Annotated in this window: 23 protein-coding genes; 13 read left to right on the top strand and 10 right to left on the bottom strand. The window is 63.5% G+C overall.

From position 1 onward, the window contains the following. Positions 1-96: 96 nt before the first annotated feature. From J2T55_RS00345 to J2T55_RS00335, 3 genes are read left to right on the top strand one after another with little or no spacing between them, the layout of a single operon-like run. A complete protein-coding gene (locus J2T55_RS00345; RefSeq protein WP_259053373.1) occupies positions 97-882 on the top strand; it encodes a HesA/MoeB/ThiF family protein in 786 nt (261 codons plus the stop codon). Beyond that, entirely contained in the window at positions 845-1267 is a 423-nt protein-coding gene (locus J2T55_RS00340; protein WP_259053370.1) for a M67 family metallopeptidase, read from the top strand. Before J2T55_RS00345 ends, J2T55_RS00340 begins: the two co-directional genes overlap by 38 nt. 59 nt (positions 1268-1326) lie before the next feature. After that, positions 1327-1497 (top strand): entericidin A/B family lipoprotein, encoded by a 171-nt coding sequence (locus tag J2T55_RS00335; RefSeq protein WP_259053368.1) that lies wholly within the window; start codon positions 1327-1329, stop codon positions 1495-1497. Between the two features lie 45 nt (positions 1498-1542). Here the strand turns inward: J2T55_RS00335 and J2T55_RS00330 are convergent, their stop codons facing one another. Then, the gene (locus J2T55_RS00330) at positions 1543-1683 is read right to left on the bottom strand and encodes an entericidin A/B family lipoprotein (RefSeq protein WP_259053365.1); all 141 of its coding nucleotides are present in this window, start codon (positions 1681-1683) and stop codon (positions 1543-1545) included. A gap of 204 nt (positions 1684-1887) precedes the next feature. Here J2T55_RS00330 and J2T55_RS00325 point away from each other — a divergent pair, with 204 nt between their 5' ends. Next, the gene (locus J2T55_RS00325) at positions 1888-2181 is read left to right on the top strand and encodes a hypothetical protein (RefSeq protein ID WP_259053363.1); all 294 of its coding nucleotides are present in this window, start codon (positions 1888-1890) and stop codon (positions 2179-2181) included. Positions 2182-2201: 20 nt separating this feature from the next. Then, the gene (locus tag J2T55_RS00320) at positions 2202-2333 is read left to right on the top strand and encodes a hypothetical protein (protein WP_259053360.1); all 132 of its coding nucleotides are present in this window, start codon (positions 2202-2204) and stop codon (positions 2331-2333) included. A 14-nt stretch (positions 2334-2347) separates the two neighbouring features. Here the strand turns inward: J2T55_RS00320 and J2T55_RS00315 are convergent, their stop codons facing one another. The 9 genes from J2T55_RS00315 to bfr all read right to left on the bottom strand — a co-directional run bounded on the left by J2T55_RS00315 (position 2348) and on the right by bfr (position 11106). Further along, on the bottom strand, positions 2348-2722 hold the full coding sequence (locus J2T55_RS00315) for a diacylglycerol kinase (protein ID WP_259053358.1): 375 nt from the start codon (positions 2720-2722) through the stop codon (positions 2348-2350). 3 nt (positions 2723-2725) lie between these two features. Then, the gene (gene tpx, locus J2T55_RS00310; RefSeq protein ID WP_259053355.1) at positions 2726-3229 is read right to left on the bottom strand and encodes a thiol peroxidase; all 504 of its coding nucleotides are present in this window, start codon (positions 3227-3229) and stop codon (positions 2726-2728) included. A gap of 36 nt (positions 3230-3265) precedes the next feature. Beyond that, a complete protein-coding gene (gene gcvH / locus J2T55_RS00305; RefSeq protein ID WP_259053354.1) occupies positions 3266-3652 on the bottom strand; it encodes a glycine cleavage system protein GcvH in 387 nt (128 codons plus the stop codon). Between the two features lie 100 nt (positions 3653-3752). Continuing rightward, a complete protein-coding gene (locus J2T55_RS00300) occupies positions 3753-4802 on the bottom strand; it encodes an ABC transporter ATP-binding protein (RefSeq protein WP_259053351.1) in 1050 nt (349 codons plus the stop codon). Further along, entirely contained in the window at positions 4786-6363 is a 1578-nt protein-coding gene (locus J2T55_RS00295) for an ABC transporter permease (RefSeq protein ID WP_259053730.1), read from the bottom strand. The genes J2T55_RS00300 and J2T55_RS00295 overlap by 17 nt, the downstream gene beginning before the upstream one ends. Before the next feature lie 357 nt (positions 6364-6720). Next, positions 6721-7746 (bottom strand): Fe(3+) ABC transporter substrate-binding protein, encoded by a 1026-nt coding sequence (locus tag J2T55_RS00290; RefSeq protein ID WP_259053349.1) that lies wholly within the window; start codon positions 7744-7746, stop codon positions 6721-6723. Between the two features lie 113 nt (positions 7747-7859). After that, entirely contained in the window at positions 7860-10103 is a 2244-nt protein-coding gene (locus tag J2T55_RS00285; protein WP_259053346.1) for a TonB-dependent receptor family protein, read from the bottom strand. Between the two features lie 142 nt (positions 10104-10245). Continuing rightward, complete coding sequence (locus J2T55_RS00280) at positions 10246-10467, bottom strand: (2Fe-2S)-binding protein (RefSeq protein ID WP_259053344.1); 222 nt, start codon at positions 10465-10467, stop codon at positions 10246-10248. A 174-nt stretch (positions 10468-10641) separates the two neighbouring features. Next, the gene (gene bfr, locus J2T55_RS00275) at positions 10642-11106 is read right to left on the bottom strand and encodes a bacterioferritin (protein ID WP_259053342.1); all 465 of its coding nucleotides are present in this window, start codon (positions 11104-11106) and stop codon (positions 10642-10644) included. A gap of 187 nt (positions 11107-11293) precedes the next feature. Here bfr and J2T55_RS00270 point away from each other — a divergent pair, with 187 nt between their 5' ends. From J2T55_RS00270 to J2T55_RS00235, 8 genes are all read left to right on the top strand, one after another. Continuing rightward, positions 11294-11866: a LemA family protein gene (locus J2T55_RS00270; RefSeq protein ID WP_259053340.1), complete on the top strand. Its 573-nt coding sequence runs from the start codon at positions 11294-11296 to the stop codon at positions 11864-11866. 15 nt (positions 11867-11881) lie between these two features. Next, on the top strand, positions 11882-12802 hold the full coding sequence (locus tag J2T55_RS00265; RefSeq protein WP_259053338.1) for an E3 ubiquitin ligase family protein: 921 nt from the start codon (positions 11882-11884) through the stop codon (positions 12800-12802). 63 nt (positions 12803-12865) lie between these two features. Further along, the gene (gene prlC / locus J2T55_RS00260; RefSeq protein WP_259053336.1) at positions 12866-14914 is read left to right on the top strand and encodes an oligopeptidase A; all 2049 of its coding nucleotides are present in this window, start codon (positions 12866-12868) and stop codon (positions 14912-14914) included. Between the two features lie 4 nt (positions 14915-14918). Beyond that, a complete protein-coding gene (locus J2T55_RS00255; RefSeq protein WP_259053334.1) occupies positions 14919-15551 on the top strand; it encodes a TIGR04211 family SH3 domain-containing protein in 633 nt (210 codons plus the stop codon). A 6-nt stretch (positions 15552-15557) separates the two neighbouring features. Then, positions 15558-16328 (top strand): exodeoxyribonuclease III, encoded by a 771-nt coding sequence (xth, locus tag J2T55_RS00250; protein WP_259053331.1) that lies wholly within the window; start codon positions 15558-15560, stop codon positions 16326-16328. A gap of 144 nt (positions 16329-16472) precedes the next feature. Beyond that, positions 16473-16673 (top strand): 50S ribosomal protein L31, encoded by a 201-nt coding sequence (gene rpmE / locus J2T55_RS00245; protein WP_259053328.1) that lies wholly within the window; start codon positions 16473-16475, stop codon positions 16671-16673. Next, the gene (locus J2T55_RS00240; protein ID WP_259053324.1) at positions 16639-17466 is read left to right on the top strand and encodes a thermonuclease family protein; all 828 of its coding nucleotides are present in this window, start codon (positions 16639-16641) and stop codon (positions 17464-17466) included. The genes rpmE and J2T55_RS00240 overlap by 35 nt, the downstream gene beginning before the upstream one ends. 65 nt (positions 17467-17531) lie before the next feature. Continuing rightward, positions 17532-19010 carry a M48 family metalloprotease gene (locus J2T55_RS00235; protein ID WP_259053321.1) on the top strand — a complete coding sequence of 493 codons (1479 nt, stop codon included), beginning with the start codon at positions 17532-17534 and terminating at the stop codon, positions 19008-19010. The last annotated feature ends 476 nt before the right edge of the window (positions 19011-19486 follow it).

Raw genomic sequence — 19486 nt, 5'->3', positions numbered from 1 at the left:
TGCAGAACCCCGGCGGCTGATCGATGATGCCGGTTCCAGTGCCCGTGTGCCGGGCCCATTACATTTGACGATTACGTTTGAGTTGAATACACCGCCATGAACGACGACCAGTTGCTGCGCTACAGCCGCCAGATGATGCTGCCGGAGATCGACGCCGCCGGCCAGCAGCGACTCGGCCAGGCGCACCTGCTCGTCATCGGCATGGGCGGCCTCGGCGCCGCGGCGGCCATGTACCTGGCCGCCGCCGGCGCCGGCCGGCTGACGATCGTCGACGATGACGACGTCGAGCTGTCCAACCTGCAGCGCCAAATCATCTACGCGACGGCCGACATCGGCCGGCCCAAGGTCGAGGCCGCCGCCGAACGGCTGCGCGCCATGAATCCGGAGATTGCCGTTACCCCGATCAACGCGCGACTCGACGAGACGGCGCTGACCGCGGCCGTGGCGGACGCCGACCTGGTCGTCGACTGCTGCGACAACTTCCAGACCCGGTTCATGATCAACCGTGCCTGCCAGCAGCACCTCCGGCCGCTGGTTTCGGCCGCCGCCATTCGCTTCGAGGCGCAGATCAGCGTATTCGATCCGCGCCAGCCGGACAGTCCCTGCTACCGCTGCCTGTATACCGACGAGGCGGCGGTCGCCGAAACCTGCACCGCCAACGGCGTGATCGCGCCCCTGCTCGGCATCGTCGGCAGCATTCAGGCACTCGAGGCGATGAAGCTCATCATGGCCATCGGCACACCGCTGACCGGGCGCCTGCTGCTGTTCGATGCGTTGCGCATGGAGTGGCACAGCGCGCGCCTGCCGCGCGATCGCGGTTGTCCCGTGTGCGCCAACCGATACCATGCCGACCACGCTGATACTGCCGCGGCTGATCGCTGACCAGCTGATCGCCCTGGCGCTGGCAAATCCGCAGGTCGAGGTCTGCGGCCTGCTCGGCGGCGACGAGAATGTCATGCGGCATTTCTACCCGGTCGCCAACAGCGCCACCGATCCGGCGCGGCATTTCCTGCTCGATGCACGCGGCCAGATCGCCGCCATGCGCACGATGCGCGAGTGCGGCGAACAACTGCGCGGTGTATTTCATTCGCACCCGATCAGCGCCGCGCGGCCATCGGCCACGGACCGGGCCGCGGCCGCCTACCCGGACGTGTATTACCTCATTACCTCACTGACCAGGCGGCAACCGGAAACCGCGGCGTTTTACTACGACGGCCGTGACTTTCACGCCACGTCCATCATCAGCGCCGATGCGGTTGGCAGTTAGCCCACAAGTTGACAATTAGCATCGCCCGGTAAAACGGCTAGAATGACGACAGCAGCATCATGTTTCATCCAACCGGGGTTACGGCAATGAAAAGGTTTTTCTGTCTGGTGATAGTGTTGAGCGGTTTTATCGGGCTGAGCGCCTGTAATACGGTCGCGGGCTTCGGCGAGGACCTGCAGACGGTCGGCGGCAAGATGTCCGACAAGGCGGAAAGGGAAAAGAACGAATAGGCAGGAAATATAAATAAACGGGGGCCGTTCAGCCCCCGTTTGTGGTCAATGCTGGGCCTCGTTGGCCTCTTCCTCGAGCTCTTCGCCACCGCGCTCTATATCCTGGCCCAGACCCTCCATCGTGTTGCAGCCGGCCAGGCCAAGCGTGAAGCCACCCAGCAGCAGTAACATCGTCAGCGTTTTCATCGTCAACTCCTTGGGTTCATAAAACCAATCGTTGTCATGACGGACAGTCTGTCCCGGACCGAATTCCGGTCCGGTGACGGCCCTGGCGAGATTCTGTGAACCGTCACACATTTCCATGCGACGACGACGCTATCGAGCCTGTTCCATCTTGCAATTACTAATGATAATGATTATCATTTAATAAAACAAAGTGGAGGAACTGACATGGCAACACCCGACACACGCCTGTTTACCGAAACGGACCCCGGCACGGTGCCGCTGGGCGCCCTGCAGGCTTCGTTATTCCGATTGATGACGCTGTACAGTGTCATGCCCTGTCTCGGCAAGGCGCGCACGATCGTGCGCATGCTTGGCGCCCTGATCCAGCATCCCGATCTCAAGGACTGGCCGCCGCAACAGGCAATCTACCGCGACATGCTCGATACCTGGCGCCAGCTGGCGGAATCGGCCAGCGTCGTCCGCTGTGCCGACGACGGCCCGGCCGCGTCTTTGCACTGACACGCCAGGAGGCTGGCGGCATGGCCGATAAGTACAGCGTAACAGCCCGCTATCAGGATAGGGTCGACGCGCGGCAGCGCCAGTCCGGCGGCCTGATATTGGCGCTGGCCGCTATGCTGATCGCCGGCGGCCTGTTGCTGTTTCTCGGTTGAATCCCGGGCGAACGTTAGCCCAGCAGGATCAGGCCCCAGACACCGGCGGCCGTCAGCAGGGCCAGCAGTACTGCCGCGGAACCGACGTCCTTGGCGATACCGGATAACGCGTGGTACTCGGCGCCGACCCGGTCGACCACCGCCTCAAGACCGGAATTCAGCAGCTCGACGATGAGCACCTGCAGCCAGATACCGACCAGCAGGGCACGTTCGACACCGCTGTCACCCAGGTACAGCGCCAGCGGGATGATTACGACCGACAGCAAAACCTCTTCGCGGAAGGCCGGTTCGTGGCGGCAGGCGGCGCGCAGCCCCTGCAATGAATAGTGCAACGCGCGCCACAGGCGCTTCAGGCCGGACTGGCCCACCACGAAGCGGTCGGTACGCAAGGGCTAGCCTTTCAACGCGGCCAGCGCCTTGTCATAGTCCGGCTCATCACCGATCTCGGCAACCAGCTCGGTATAGACCACCTTGTCGCTGGCATCGACAACCACCACGGCGCGGGCGGCGATGCCTTCGAGTGGACCGTCCTCGATCAGCACGCCGTAGTCCTTGGCGAAATTGCGCGAGCGCATCATCGACAGCGGCGTCACCCGATCGATGCCCTCGGCCTCGCAGAAGCGGCTCATCGCGAACGGCAGATCCGCCGAGATCATCAGCAGCTCGGCGTTGGTCTGCTCGGCCGCGGCCTGGTTGAACTTGCGCGTCGACATGGCGCAGGTCGGCGTATCGACACTGGGGAAAATATTCAGCAGCTTGTAACGGCCGGCGAAATCGTCCAGCGTGCGGTTCTTCAGGTCGCGATCGGCCAGTACGAAGTCCGGTGCCGGACTGCCCACTGCCGGCAGCTCGCCGTTGGTGTGAATGGTATTGCCCTGTAACGTCACTGTAGCCATGTTCTACCTCCCAGGTGTCAATGTAGCGGGCGCGCGTTACGAATTGATGAACTCCTCGTAGCCGGCCGCATCCAGTAGTTCGTTGAGCTCAGCCTCGTCATCGGGCTGCAGCCGGAAGATCCAGCCGCCGCCATACGGATCCTCGTTGATATGCTCGGGCGAGTCCTTCAGGTCCTCGTTGACCGCGACGATCTCGCCGTTGATCGGGCAGTAGATGTCCGAGGCGGACTTCACCGACTCGACCACGGCGCACTCGTCACCGCTGGCGTAGCTGCGATCCTCTTCCGGCAGTTCGACAAAGACAATATCCCCCAGCTCCTGCTGCGCGTGATCGGTGATGCCGACCTTGACTGTGCCGTCATCCTGCAGCTCGGTCCAGGTGTGCGTGTTGCTGTATCTCAGTTCTTCGGGCAGCTGTGCCATGATGATTGTTACCCCGATTTATAGATTGATGTTATTCGCCCTGCCGGCGCCGGTGTCATTACTCTAGTCCATCGGCCCGCGCGCATAAAGCGTCTGCCCTTCACGACTGGCGCGGAAACACCACCAGGTGCTCGATGTCGGCGCGAATGCCGATCGCCTGGTTGACCGGGTGGTTGTGGTGGCTCGGCACCAGGCTCTGCAGGCGGGTACCGCTGTCCAGCGCCAGCGTGTAGAGGAACTCGGCGCCGCGGAAAGCCTTCTCGACGACCACCGCCGCGCTGTCACTGGCATCGTCGTGGATGATGTCGTCCGGGCGTACCAGCACCTCGACCTCGGACGCCGCCGCCAGTCCGTGCGGTTCGCGCGCGGCCAGCAGACCCAGCTCGGTCTCGACGCGGTGGGCATCGCGTACCCGGCCGGGAATGAACACGCCCTCACCGATGAAGCCGGCGACGAAGCGGCTGGCCGGACGGTGGTAAAGCTCGAACGGGGTATCCCACTGCACCAATTGGCCGGCGTGGACCACGCCGACGCGGTCGGCCATGGCAAAGGCCTCCAGCTGATTGTGCGTCACCATTACGGCGGTGACCCGGTCGCGGCGCAGGATGGCACCGACCTCGCGCGCCAGATCCTCACGCAGCTCAACATCCATGCTGGAAAACGGCTCGTCCAGCAGCATCAGCTGCGGCCGCGGTGCCAGCGCCCGCGCCAGTGCCACGCGCTGCTGCTGGCCGCCGGACAGTTGGTGCGGATACTGGCCGAGCAGCTCGCCAATGCTGAGCAGTTCGGCCAGCTCGGCGACCCGCTCGCGGCGTTGTGTCCGACTGTAGTGGCCGAGCCCGAAGGCGATGTTGGCGTGCACGTCGAGGTGCGGAAACAGCGCGTAATCCTGGAACACCATGCCGACCCGGCGCTGTTCCACCGGGCGCAGGTAATCGCGCCGGCTGACGACCTCGCCGCTGATGCGGACCTCGCCGGCCAGCGGCCGAATGAAACCGGCCACCGCGCGCAGCAGGGTGGTCTTGCCACAGCCACTGGGGCCGGTCAGACAACCGATCTCGCCCTCGCCGAGCACCAGCGACACGCCGCTGATGACCGGCTGGCCGTCATAACCGGCGCCTAGATGTTCGAGTTCAAGCTTCGCCGTCATGGCCGGGCCGCGATTGGGAAATGATACGACTCAGGATAATCACCGGAATAATGCCGACAGCAACGATCGCCAGCGCCGAACAGGCTGCTTCGTAGAGGCGCTCATCATTGGCCAGTTCATAGGTGCGCACCGCCAGCGTGTTGAAGTTGAAAGGTCTGAGCAACAGTGTCGCCGGCAGTTCCTTGAGCACATCGACGAACACCAGCAACAGCGCGGTCAGCAGGGTACCGCGCAGCATCGGCATGTGCACGCGCCGCAACACGGCCCAGCGTTGCAGTCCCATGCTGCGCGCGGCCTCGTCCATGGACGGCCGTATCTTCGCCAGGCCGGCCTCGATGGTATTGGTCGATACCGCCAGGAAGCGCACCAGGTAGGCAAACACCAGGGTAAACAGGCTGCCGGACAGCAGCAGGCCGCTGGAAATGCCGAACTGCGCGCGCAGCCAGGTATCCAGCGCGTTATCGAACCAGGCGAACGGCAACAGCGCGCCGACGGCGATCACGGTGCCGGGAATGGCATAACCGAGACCGACAAAGCGCACGCTCAAACGTGTGCCGATGTTGTCGTACAGGCGCCGGCCGTAGGCAAAAAACAATGCCAGCGCCACTGCCAGAACGGCAGTGAACACCGCCAGGCCGAGACTGTGACCCATCAGCCGCAGAAAGCCGGCCTGGTCGATACGCGGCCAGCTGTCGATCGCCCAGTTCAGCAACAGCCCGGCCGGCAACAGGAAACCGAACACCACCGGCACGGCGCAGACCGTGAACGCCACCGCCGCGCGCCAGCCATACAGACGCTGGGCGACGATAGCAGCGTAGCGGTTACTGGTGTGATGGTAGCGTGCGGCGCGGCGCGAGTGTTGTTCCAGCCCGATCAGAACGACGATGAATACGAGCAACAGCGTCGCCAGCTGCGCCGCGGCAAGGCCGTCGGCGAGCCCGAACCAGGTGCGGAAGATGCCAGTGGTAAACACCGACACGCCGAAGTACTGCACGGTGCCGTAGTCGGCCAGGGTTTCCATCAGCACCAGCGACAGCCCGGCGATGATCGCCGGCCGTGCCAGCGGCAGGGCGACGCGCAGAAAGCGGCGTGCCGGACTCAGCCCCAGCGTGCGCGCCACTTCGAGGACGCAGACCGACTGCTCGATAAAGGCCGTACGGGTCAGCAGATAGACGTACGGGTACAGCACCAGCGACAGCATGACGATGGCGCCGCCCAGCGAACGGATCGGCGGGAACCAGTAGTCACCGTAACTGTAACCGAGGCTGTCGCGGATGAATGACTGTACCGGTCCGCCAACATCGAGCAGGCCGGTGTAGGTATAGGCAATAATGTAGGCCGGCATGGCCAGCGGCAGCAGCAACGCCCACTCGAGCTGGCGCGAAGCGGGAAAGCGGTACATGGTCACCAGCCACGCCGGTACCGGCCCGAGCAGCAGGACACCGATGCTGACACCCATGACCAGTCCCAGCGAATTGAGGATGTAATCGGCGAGGACGGTATCGGCGAGATGCTGCCAGGTTTCCGGACGCGGCCACAGCCAGCTGGCGACCACCGTCATCAGCGGCAGTGCCAGCAGCAGGGCAAGCCCGACCTGTACCAGCGTCCAGCCGTTGACGGCCGGCCATAGGCGGCGATTCAGCGGATTGTCGACAGAAAGAGAAGACGTGGCCACGCGTTAATACACATCGTAAGGATTATCAATCGCAAGCTGGCCAGTATAACGGATGGTGGCGGCTTCGTATCTCGTATCTCGTATCTCGTATCTCGTATCTCGTATCTCGTATCTCGTATCTCGTATCTCGTTCGTCAACGAGACTTTGCCGCCAGGGCTAATCTGTCAATCCCGAATCCCGTCCACGAGATACGCTTCACGAACGACGAGATACGCGCGCGGCGCTTGCGCCGCGCGCTACAGTCATTTCCAGCCGGCACGATCCATGATGCGGACGGCCTCGGCGTTGTATTCGCCGAGTTTTTCCAGCGCCAGTTCGTCGGCCTTGAAATCGCCCCACTGGCGCAGGATGGCATTGGCCTCGACGCCCGGCTTGACGGGATACTCGAAGTTCTTGTCGGCATACCAGCGTTGTGCCTCGTCGCTGAGCATGAACTCCAGCAGTTTGATCGCTTCGGCTTTATTGTTGGCCGCCTTGGTGACACCGGCACCGCTGATGTTCATGTGCGCGCCGCGGTCGGAGCCGCTGCCGGGCTGGTTGGGCCAGAACACGCCCACCGCCATCGCCGCGTTAACCTCGGCCTCCTGGTTCGAGCCCAGCATGCCGGCGAGGTAATAGGTGTTGACCAGGGCGATGTCGCACTGGCCGGCCGCGACGGCCTTGATCTGGTCACGGTCGCCACCCTGCGGCTTGCGGGCGAAGTTCTCGACCAGGCCGTTGGCCCATTCCTGGGTGGCCTGTTCACCGTTATGGGCGATCAAGCTGGCCACCAGCGACTGATTGTAGACATTCGACGACGAACGCACGCACAGGCGATCGGCCCATTTCGAATCGGCCAGGGCTTCATAGGTGCTGAGTTCTTCCGGGTCGACCCGTTCCTTCGAATAAACCACCACGCGCGAGCGCAGCGACAGCCCGTACCAGTGATTGTCCGGATCGCGATACTGTGCCGGAATCGTTTCATTGAGAATATCCGAGGACACCGGCTGTAGCAGATCGCGCGCCTCGGCCAGGTGCAGACGACCGACGTCAGTGGTGATCAGCACATCGGCCGGCGTGTTGCGGCCTTCGAGCTGCAGCCGCTGCAACAGGGCGTCGGCATTACCGGTCACCAGGTTGACGTCGATACCGGTTTCCTCACTGAACCGATCCAGTAACGGTTTGATCAGATCCTCGATGCGCGCCGAGTAGACATTAACCTCAGCCGCCGGTGCACTCGGCACAAGCGCGACTAACAGGAACAGCATCAACCACAAACGTTGTTTCATACCGGACAACCTCTTGTTCAATTAACAACCACGATGAATTCAGACAAAACAGCCTGGCTGATGCTCATCAGCCAGGCTGTCAGACAACTGTCGCTAAACAGGCTGAGTCTATCTTACAGCTCAAGCTCGATGCCGACGAACCAGGTCCGGTCGATACCCGGGCGCGGCCCCAGCGGCTGCCGTGAAACAATGTATTCGCGATCGAGCAGGTTATGCACGCCACCGAATAGCTTGGTGTTCGGCTGCAGCTTGTAATGCGCACCCAGATCCACCAGCGTGTAGCTGTCGGTCTTGCCGAAGCGGGCATCCGGATCACCGTCACCATTGACCTCGGTGCTGACATTGTTGGCACTGGTAAAGGTCTCGTCGACGTAGGTCACGTTGAGTGACGTGCCCCAGCGGGCGAATTCCAGCGCCGTGCCGACATTCAGCTGATGCTCGGGGATATACGGCACCTTGTTGCCCTTGGCACCGAAACTGAAGATCGATTCGGCATCCGCGGAGGCGGCACTGCTACGCTGCTCGGCATTGGTATAGGTATAGGCCATATGATACGGGTTGCTGAAGGACCAGCCCTGCGCCAGGCCGAGGTCGAACTGGCCGGACAGTTCCAGACCATAGGACCGGACTTCACCGAGATTCTCGGAATCGCCGCTGCCGGTGGCACCGATGTTGTCGACAACGATCATGTCGTCAAACTCGGTCAGGAAGGCCACCGCCTCGGCCGTCAGAACACCATCGCGACTGGCATAGCGGCTGCCCAGTTCGTAGGCGATGCTGGTTTCCTCTTCCTGGCCGCCGATGGCACCGCCCGGTCCCGGCGGTGAGAAGCCGAAGTGGATGCCGCCGAAGGTCTGCCACTCGTCGGTCCAGTTGTAGCCGGCACCGATGCCGCCACCGACGACATCGAGTGATTCCTTGCCATTATTGGTCGAGTCGAGGCGATCGTCGCGCTCGTAGTCGATGTGCTCGTAGCGCAGCCCCGGCGTCACCCACCAGTCGCCGTATTCGATGCGATCCTGGATGAACACGGCGATCGCCTCGGCGCTGTCCTTGCGGTTGTCACGGCTACCGAACGGCCGGAAAGTCGCGTCGGTGATCGTGCCGTTGGCGGCCTGGTTGAACGTATCCTCTTCCTGCTTACGTTCCTCGTAGTCCTCGTGGTAGCGCAGACCGACGGTGACCTCGTGTGCCAGCGTACCGGTATCGAAGCGCTGGGTGGCCTCGGTCTGGATGCCGTAGGAACGGTAGGAACGGCGGTTGGCACGCACGTTCAGGTCACAGGCGGCGTCACCGCGCAGGCAGTCGAGACCGGCACCGCCTGCCAACGCCTCGGAAATATCGCCGGCACTGGTGCTGGCCAGCTTGTACCAGTTGCGCTTGAACTCGTTGTAGTACGCCGTCGTCACGAGATCGAAGTCGTCATGCGGCGAGAAGAAGTGACGCAGATGCGTGCGATGATGTTCGGTGTCGATGTTGTCGAACCGCGAGGCGGAATAGCGCCGGTTCGGATCGCGGCGGAAATCCGGTGTGGTCAGACCGAGGTAGGTCTCGTCGGCTTCCTTATCGGTATAGCCGTACTTGAACTCGAAACGGTTGTAGGCGTCGGTGTTCGGCTCCCAGGCCAGCTTGATCATCGGCTCGATGTTGTGGAAGCCGGTCTCGTCGCCATCCTGGAAATCCGGAGTGGTGTCGATTGACTTGAAGCCCTCGGTATCGCGCAGGTAGAACTCGGCCAGGTAACCGACGCGGCCGATGTCAGTGTCGACCGTGTTGCCATGGTAGGCATGCGCCCGGTATTCGCGGTCGCTGCCGAACTGACCGCGCAGGTAGGTACGCTCCTCGGTCGGGATCGGTGTTGACCGGTAATTGATGGCACCGCCGGTGGTCTGCGGACCGTACTGGATCTGGCTGCTGCCCTTGAGCACCTCGATGCCGCTCATGCGGCCGGTGGTCGGTGAGTAATAGGCCGACGGTGCGGAATACGGCGCCGGAGCGGCGAGGACGCCGTCTTCCATCAGCGTCACCTTGGCGCTGCGGCTGGTATCGACACCGCGCAGGCTGATGTTCGGGAACAGGCCGTAGCCGTCCTCCTCGCGCAGATAGACACCCGGCGTGCGGCGGAGCACGCGGTTGATATCGTCATAGCCAAATTCGCGGAATTCCTCGGCGTCGACGTAATCGGCCGACCCCGGGATGGTGTATATCGCGGTCGGATCGCCGATGACATCGACCTGGTTAAGAATCGAGGCACTGTCGCTGTCCGCAGTGTCCTGCGCCAGGACAGCGGCCGGGACGGCGGCGACAAAACCTGCCGCCAACAAGTGCGCGAGGGGCGCCCATCGGTACTTATACATACATCATCTCTCCCATCGATTGCCCGGTACCCCACCGGGTAAGTCCTTACCAGACTTGTAAAATGAAAAATAAAAGCTAAGGATTCTTATTCAATAAAATAAGAACGCGCTCCGGCGTGGTGCCGAAGCAAACAGCCGGCGTCTAGGCTGGCAATGACTCGCTGGTGGCAACCAGCGGCAGGGGCCGCGCGGGGCCTCTCTCGCTCAGGGCGCGTTCCAGGCAGGCTTCAGCGCAACCGCTGCAACTGCCGCACTGGCTGGAGACCCGCAGGCTGTCCTGAAGCGCCTGCATGGAAGTGGCGCCGTCGGCGACGGCCTCGTCGATATCGCGTTCGGTTATGGCGTTGCAAACACAGACAATCATCACTTTCTCACCATGGGTGCGGCGCCGTCCGCGAAGCGGCCTGTCGCCGGTATTAATATTCTCAACCTTGATTCGAATATTAGTACTAATGAGAAACGTTTGCAATAAAAATTCAATAAAAAAAGCCCGGCCGGCAACCGGGCTTTCCGGACCCCCGTGTGCCGGGGCCGGCGGCTACATCTTCGACTGCAGGTAATTCTCCAGGCCGACCCGGTTAACGAGATCGAGCTGGGTTTCGAGCCAGTCGATGTGCTCCTCTTCGCCGTCGAGAATCTCGGTGAACAGGTCACGGCTGACGTAGTCCTTGATCGACTCGCAGTAGGCGGCCGCCTCGCGCAGCAACGGCACTGCCTCGTGCTCGAGCTGCAGGTCCAGCTCCAGCATCTCCTTCGGATTCTCGCCGATCTTGAGCTTGCCGATATCCTGCAGATTGGGCACACCCTCGAAGAACAGCACCCGCTCGATCAGCTTGTCGGCATGCTTCATCTCGTCGATCGACTCGTTGTACTCGATCTCGTTGAGCTGATTCAGGCCCCAGTTCTTGTACATGCGCGCATGCAGAAAATACTGGTTGATGGCGGTCAGCTCGTTGGTCAGCGCCTTGTTGAGATAGTCGATGACTTTCTTGTCGCCCTGCATGGCGGTTACTCCGGAAAGGTTAAAATCAGGCTAGATTCTAGGTGGCGCAGGCGCCCAAAGCAAGACATAAGCTTTTGATTTTTGGAAATAATCATTCGCGTTTCGATCTACACTGTGGCGGCCGTTGCTATACTGGGGCAAAGTATCGGCGGTTTCGTACAACAACCATACTGACCGGGGGCAAGGCATGGACTGGGGCAATTACATCGTATTGGGTGTACTGGCGGCGCTGGTACTATACAGCGTCATCCTCTACAACCAGCTGGTGACGTTGAAGCATAACGTCGACAAGGCCTGGTCGAACATCGATGTCCTGCTCAAGCAACGCCATGACGAGCTGCCGAAGCTGGTCGAGACCTGCAAGCAGTACATGAACTACGAGCAGGCGACACTCGAACGCGTCATGCGCGCCCGCGCCGAGGTCTCGGCGGCACGCGAACGCGGCGACGTCGGCGCACTGGGGCCGGCGGAAACGGAACTGCGCCTCGGCCTGGGCAACCTGTTCGCCGTCGCCGAGGACTACCCCGATCTCAAGGCCGACGCGAGTTTCAAACATCTACAGGGCCGTATCAGCGGGCTCGAGGATGCCATCGCCGACCGCCGCGAGTTCTACAACGAGTCGGTCAACCTGAACAACATCCGCATCGAACAGTTTCCCGACGTGCTTATCGCCCGAGTGTTCAGGTTCGAGGCCAAACCCCTGCTGGAGTTTTCCGAGGAAGAAGTGCGCGACGTCGACATGACGGCGCTATTCGACTAGACGGCAGCCGCTGCGATGGACTTCAGCGCCTGGATCCGGCATGCCGAGACCGATGATTTCTGGCTGCTGGCCGCGCTGGCGGTCGCCGCCTGCGGCTTCGGCCTGTTCCGCGGTTTCATACATCTGCTGCGCAAGCGCATGGTCGAGGATGTGCCGACCTCGAAAATCCGCTCGGCGGCCCAGGGTTACGTCGAGCTCGAGGGCCGCTGCGAGCTCATGGACGGGCCGCCGATTATCGCGCCGCTAAGCGGCCTGCACTGCACCTGGTATCAGTACGCCATCCACGAGCGTCGCGGCAGCGGCAAGAACCGCCGCTGGGTGACGCTCGAGTCCGGTACCAGCGACGACCTGTTCCTGCTCGTCGATAGTACCGGCGAATGCGTCATCGATCCGGACGGTGCCCGTGTGACCCCGCGCCAGCGGCAGAAATGGTACGGCCCGAACCGCGACAGTCGCCCGCGGACCACCGGCAGCCGCTGGTTCCTGCTTGGCGGTCGCTTCCGCTTCACCGAGTCACTGCTCAAGCCGGGCGAACCGCTGTACGCCATCGGCCTGTTCGAGACCACCGGTGGCGCCGGCGGCAGTGACACGCAAACCATGCTCAAGAGCCTGTTGCGCGAATGGAAGGCGGACACGCAGATGCTGGTCGAGCGCTTCGACCGGAATAACGACGGCGAGATATGCCTGGCCGAATGGGAAGCGGTGCGCGCCGCCGCCTGGGCCGAGGTCGTCGCTCAGCACACCGGGTTGCAGAACGCCACGCCAGTGCACACGCTGACCGACACGCATGACGCACGCCGGCCGTACCTGCTGTCCGCCCTGCCGCAGTCGGACCTGGTCCGGCGCCTGCAGCGCCGCCTGTTCGGCTACTTCATTCTGGCGCTGGCCGGTGGCGCACTGGCCAGTTTTCTCATCACGACACGACTGGCCGGCTGACGTCTCCCATTAGCCGCGCATGTCGGTTAAAGTGTGGCGTCCTCCAGCCAGGCCATTCGATTCATGAACGACAGCGACAACCCATTACTCCAAACCGGCGACCTGCCGGCCTTTGATCGCATCCGCCCGGAACACGTTGAACCGGCCATCGATCAACAGCTCGCGTATAACCGCGAGCGCATCGAGGAACTGCTGAACGCGACCGCCGACTACAGCTGGGACAACACCCTGCAGCCGCTGGAGGAACTCGACGATCAGCTCAACCGTGTCTGGTCGCCGGTCAGTCACCTGCACGGCGTCGCCGACAACGAGGCCCTGCGCAGTGCCTACAACGCCTGCCTGGAAAAACTGTCCGACTACGCCACCGAGATGGGCCAGCACCGCGGCCTGTACCAGGCCTACAAGCAGGTCGCCGACAGCGCCGAGTACGCGCGCCTGGATACGGCGCAGCAGAAGATAGTCGACAATGCCCTGCGCGATTTCCGCCTGTCCGGGATCGATCTCGAGGGCGACGACCGCGCCCGTTACCGGACGATCCAGCAGCAGCTCTCGAAACTGCAGACCAAGTTCGAGGAAAACCTGCTCGACGCCACCAACGCCTGGCACAAGCACGTCACTGATCCGCAAGCGCTCGCCGGCCTGCCCGACTCGGCGCTGGACCTGCTGGCCGACAATGCCCGCCGCGACAATCGCGACGGCTGGCTGATCGGCCTCGACTTCCCGTCCTTCGTACCGGTGGTCAGCTACTGCGACAACCGCGAACTGCGCCGTGAGGTCTACGCGGCCTTCGTCACGCGCGCCTCGGATCAGGGACCGCACGCCGGCCGCTGGGACAACAGCGAAGTCATGGAACAGATCCTCGCGCTGCGCCACGAGCTGGCACAGCTGCTCGGCTTTGCCAGCTACGCGCACTACTCGCTGGCACGCAAGATGGCGAAGACGCCGGAAACCGTGCTCGACTTCCTCGGCGACCTGGCCGAACGGGCACGGCCGGCCGCGCAGCAGGAATACCAGGCGCTGGCCGCATTCGCCGCCGAAACCGACGGTCTCGACCGGCTCGAGGCCTGGGACGTTGCCTACTACACGGAGAAGCTGCGCCAGGCGAAGTACGAACTGTCGCAGGAAGACCTGCGGCCGTATTTCCCGGCGCATGCCGTGATCGAGGGCCTATTCACGGTTGTCCACAAGCTCTACGGCATCCGCATTCGCGAACGCGACGGTGTCGCCGTCTGGCACGACGACGTGCGCTATTACGACATTTACGATGCCGACGACACCCTGCGCGCCGGCTTTTACCTCGACCTCTACGCGCGCCCGGAAAAGCGCGGCGGCGCCTGGATGGACGAGTGCCGCGTGCGCCGGCGCTCGGCGAGTGCAGTACAACTGCCGGTCGCCTACCTGACCTGCAACTTCAGCCCGGCGGTGGGCGACAGGCCGGCGCTGCTGACGCACCAGGAAGTCGAGACGCTGTTCCACGAGTTCGGCCACGGCCTGCATCACATGCTGACGCGCATCGATCACCCGGCGGTGGCCGGCATCAATGGCGTACCCTGGGACGTGGTCGAGCTGCCAAGCCAGTTCATGGAGAACTGGTGCTGGGAACGCGCGGCGCTGGACCTGTTCGCGCGCCATTATCGGACCGGGGCAGCCATCCCGGACGATCTGTTTGCGCGCATGCAGGCGGCAAAAAACTTCCAGTCGAGCATGCAGATGGTGCGCCAGCTGGAATTCTCGCTGTTCGACTTCCGCCTGCACCTGGACTACGCCAACCACGACAGCGCCGCCATCCAGCAGCTGCTCGACCAGGTGCGCGACGAGGTTGCCGTGATCAAGCCGCCGGCGTTCAACCGCTTCCAGCACGGTTTCGCACACATCTTCGCCGGCGGTTACGCCGCCGGCTACTACAGCTACAAGTGGGCCGAGGTACTGTCGGCCGACGCCTTCTCGCTGTTCGAGGAGCGCGGCCTGTTCGACCAGGCTGCCGGCCAGGCTTTCCTGCACAGCATTCTCGAGCAGGGCGGCGCGCGCGATCCGCTGGACCTGTTCGTCGAGTTTCGCGGCCGTGAACCGAGCATCGAGCCCCTGCTGCGCCACAGCGGTATCGCCGCCTGACGCCATGACTGCACTGCGACGCACTTTGCTGACCACACTGCTGCTGCTGCCGCTGTCAGCGCCGGCCGAGCGCGCCTACATCATCGACCGCGTCGAGGCCGGGCTGCATGAGGACAACAGCACCGCCAGCCCGATCATCGAACTGCTGCCCACCGGCACCGAGGTGGAGATACTGGCGCGCGCGGACGACCAACGCGTGCAGGTGCGCACTGCCGACGACCAGGTCGGCTGGCTGGACGCCCGCTACCTCATGGAAGACGAACCGACGCGCGCCAAGCTGGAGGCAACGCGCGCGGCGCTGGAGGCCAGCCGCGCCGAGCTGGCGCGGCTGCGTCAGCTCGAACCGCAAGCCGCGGACGACACCAGCGCGACGCTGGCCGATCTGCGCGCCAGTCACGATCGGCTGGAGACCGAGCTCGGCCGCAAGCGCGCCGAAGTCGCCGAGCTGCGCAAGCAACTCCGGCAACAGCAGCAAAGCCGGCGCGATCCGGGCGCGGCTGCCGGGCATGCGCCGGTCTGGCTGACGCCGCGCTACCTGCTGGCGGCCGCGGCCGTGCTGCTGCTGATCGGCATGCTCGTCGGTGGCTGGCTGATGGACTACCGCCAGCGCCGTCGTCACGGCGGCTTCCGGATCTGAAACGCCATGCGCGTCGCCACCTGGAACGTCAATTCCCTGCGCGTGCGCGGCCCGCAGGTGCTCGACTGGCTGGCCGCGAACCCGGTCGACATCATCGGTCTGCAGGAAACCAAGCTCGCTGACGCCGACTTCCCGGTCGCCGACTTCGAGGCCGCCGGCTACCAGGTTCTGTTCTCCGGTCAGAAAACCTACAACGGCGTCGCCGTCGCCTTCCGCGAGCGCGCCTTCACGACACGCGCCACCGCGCTGCCGGGCAGTGACGACCCGCAGAAACGGGTGCTGTGCGTCGCCGATGATGATCTGTGCTTTCTCAACCTCTACATCCCAAATGGCTCGGAAGTCGGCTCCGACAAGTACGCCTACAAGCTCGACTGGCTGAACCGGCTGCAGGCCTACGTCGGCGAACTGCGCCAGCAGTACCGCCAGCTCATCGTCGTCGGCGACTTCAACATCGCGCCCGATGACCGCGACGTCCACGACCCGGACGAATGGCGCGGCAAGGTGCTGTTCAGCGAACCGGAAAAGCAGGCGTTCCGCGATTTGACCGCGCTCGGCCTGATCGACTGCTACCGCCTGTTCGAGCAGCCGGCGGCAGACTTCTCCTGGTGGGACTACCGCGCCAACGGCTTCAAGCGCAATCGCGGCCTGCGCATCGACCACATCCTCGCCAGCCAGGCGCTGGCCAGGCAGTGTGTCGGCTGCCACATCGACAAGGCGCCGCGCGGCCTCGAACGGCCTTCCGATCACGCCCCGGTGGTGGCCGAATTCGAGCCCTGACGCGCGCGTCGGCGTTGCGTCGGCGCGCGCTTTCGACTAGACTGCTTCGCCCTTGACCGCCCGGGATCGGTTGCGGTCAATGAAACCGATTATACGAACCACCGACGCCCCGCGGGCGTCTTACAGCAAGATGTGACCAGAATCATGAAAGCGGACATTCATCCTCAGTACGAAGAAATCAGCGTCAGCTGCAGCTGCGGCGAGACGTTCAAGACGCGCTCGACCCACACCGAGGAACTGCACCTGGATGTCTGCTCCAAGTGCCACCCGTTCTATACCGGCAAGCAGAAGATGCTGGACACCGCCGGTCGTGTCGACAAGTTCCGCCGCAAGTACGGCATGTAACCGTTCTACCGCCGTGCCGTCCCCGGCACGGCGCTGGCGCAGCGGCCGCTGGCTGCTCGCGCTTTTCTGCCTGACTGCGGCCGGCCCGGCCGCCGCCGAGTCCGGCTGCCTCAGCCCCGCCACACAAACCATTGCGTTGCGCCATGTCCACGACGGCGATACGGTCAAGCGCGCCGATGGCGAAAGCCTGCGCCTCATCGGCATCGACACACCGGAACTCGCGCGCGATGATCGACCGGCCGAAGCCGGCGCCCGGCGTGCCCGCGAGCGCCTGCGGGCCATCGTCGCCAATGCCGATACATTGCGCGTGCGCTACGGCGCGGAACGCCGCGATCATTACGGCCGCCTGCTCGGCCATCTCTACGCCGACGACGTCAATATCCAGGCTGAACTGCTGCGCGCCGGCCTGGCCACGCCACTGACCATCGCCCCCAATCTCGGCCACCGCGACTGCTACCGCGCCGCCGCGCGCCAGGCGCGCGAACAGCGCCGCGGCCTGTGGGCGTTACCGGCCTACCAGCCGCAGCCGGCCGCGGCACTGCCGGCGGACACGCGCGGCTACCGCGTCGTCACCGGCACGGTGCAACGCGTCGGTCACAGCCGCTGCTGCATTTGGCTGAACCTGACCGAGGACGTGGCGCTGCGCATCGCGCGTGACGACAGCAGCCGATTCGGGATAACGGACTGGGATGCACTGGTCGGCCAGCGGCTCGAGGCGCGCGGCAAGATCTACCGGCGCAGCGGTCAGCTGCGCCTGACCCTGTCGCATCCCGACGCCTGGACACTGTACTGATGACGCGGAACGTCCGACCCGACGACCGGTCCTAACTAAGGACTCAATGGACGAGGACAACCGTCGTGCCCAACACCCGCCTCTGGCGTACATCACTGTTGCCGCTGCTGCTGCTGACCCTGCTGCTGACGGGCGCCTGCGCCACCAATCCGGTCAGCGGCGAGCAGGACATCGTCTTCATGTCCGAGGAGCAGGAGCTGGCGCTGGGCCGGCAGACGCACGCGGAAATCATTGATGCGTTTGGCGAATACGATGATCCCGAACTGCAGCGCTACGTCAACGACATCGGCAAGCGCCTGGCCGCGCAGAGCCACCGGCCGGAGCTCATCTACCGCTTCACGGTGCTCGACAGCGCCGACATCAACGCCTTCGCGCTGCCCGGCGGCTACATCTACATCACCCGCGGCCTGCTCGCCTATCTGAACTCCGAAGCGGAGATGGCGGCCGTGCTCGGCCACGAGATCGGCCACGTCACCGCGCGACACTCGGTACAGCAGTACAGCGCCGCGCAGATGGCCAACATCGGCGCCACCCTGACGGCGATCTTCGTGCCGGGCATGAACAACCAGGCCGCCGGTTCGCTGATGAACATCGCCGGCACCGCGATCCTGCGCGGCTACGGTCGCGAACACGAGCTGCAGGCCGACCGCCTCGGCGCCGAGTACATGGCGCAGAGCGGCTACGACCCGGAAAAAATTCTCGACGTGCTGGGCGTGCTCAAGGACCAGCAGGTCTACGCGCAGAAGATCGCCGAACGCGAGGGCCGCGAACCGCAGACCTATCACGGTCTGTTCGCCACCCACCCGGACAATGACACGCGCCTGCAGGAAATCGTCGGCACCGCGCGTACATTGCGCACCCCCGGCGAACCACTGATCGGCCGCGACGCATTCCTGGAACTCATCGACGGCCTGGTCTACGGCGACAGCGAAAAGGACGGTATCGTCCGCGACAGCAGCCTGTACCACGCCGATCTCGGCTTTGCGCTCGATTTCCCCGCCGGCTGGCGCATCGACAATCAGCCCAGCCAGGTTATCGCCACCGCCCCCGACGGCGGCGCCCTGCTGGTGCTGAGCGCCCAGGACCTGAACAAGCGCACCAGCCCCGGCGACTACCTGCGCAAGAACCTCGGTAGCGGCTCAACCAGCGCGGCCGAGGATCTGACCATCAATGGCCTGCCGGCGCATACGCTGCGCACCAGCGTGCGTACCCAGTGGGGCCAGCGGCCGGCGCGCTACACGACGCTGTTCTTCCGCGACAAGGCCTACACGCTCATCGGCATCAGCCGTGACGCCGATGCGGTTGGGGCGCATGACGACGCCTTCCTGCCGGCCATGCGCAGCTTCCGTGAACTCGACGCCGACGAACGGCAGCTGGCGCAGGAACTGCGCCTGCGGATCGTCGCAGCGAACGACCGGGACTACGCCGAACTGGCTGCCGAATCGCCGCTGGCGTACTACGCCGAGGAGCAATTGCGCCTGTTGAACGGCGATTACCCCGACGCCCGGCCGGCGCCGGAACAGCGTCTGAAAATCGTCGAATAGGCCACCCGCCCGGGCACCGACCGGGACTGCTCCATGCTGTCAGTTACACGCCAGAGTTAATGTCAATTCTAACCTCAGGACATTAAGGCGTTGCCACAACAACCGTTCGGGTTTTTATTCACAGAATCTGTGGATAACTCTGTGGAACATATGCGGTCATGCGGCCTGATCCGGCGTCATTGCTGACTTTATGACGGATTTATTAAAATTTAACCAGTAATCTTTTTGTTAAAAAAATCAATTAGTTACAAAACAACCCGGGGCTTGCGGCGGGGTTGGTGCGGCCAGACCGGGATGTTGCAGCGCACATCAGGGCGGCAAAAATTAATTGTGCATAAAAATGCCGGGGAAAAGGCCCTTGTCAAGCCTTGAACTTTGGCCGTCAGGCCGCATCCAACATTTTCCTGGCAAGCCCACTCTTCTCCCAGAGTGGCGGCCGGACCCGGTCTCCCCAGCCGGGTAACCTTAGGCCCCGG

The organism is Methylohalomonas lacus (assembly GCF_024808875.1).
GTDB lineage: Bacteria > Pseudomonadota > Gammaproteobacteria > Methylohalomonadales > Methylohalomonadaceae > Methylohalomonas > Methylohalomonas lacus.
This window is presented reverse-complemented; position numbering and strand designations above follow the sequence as displayed.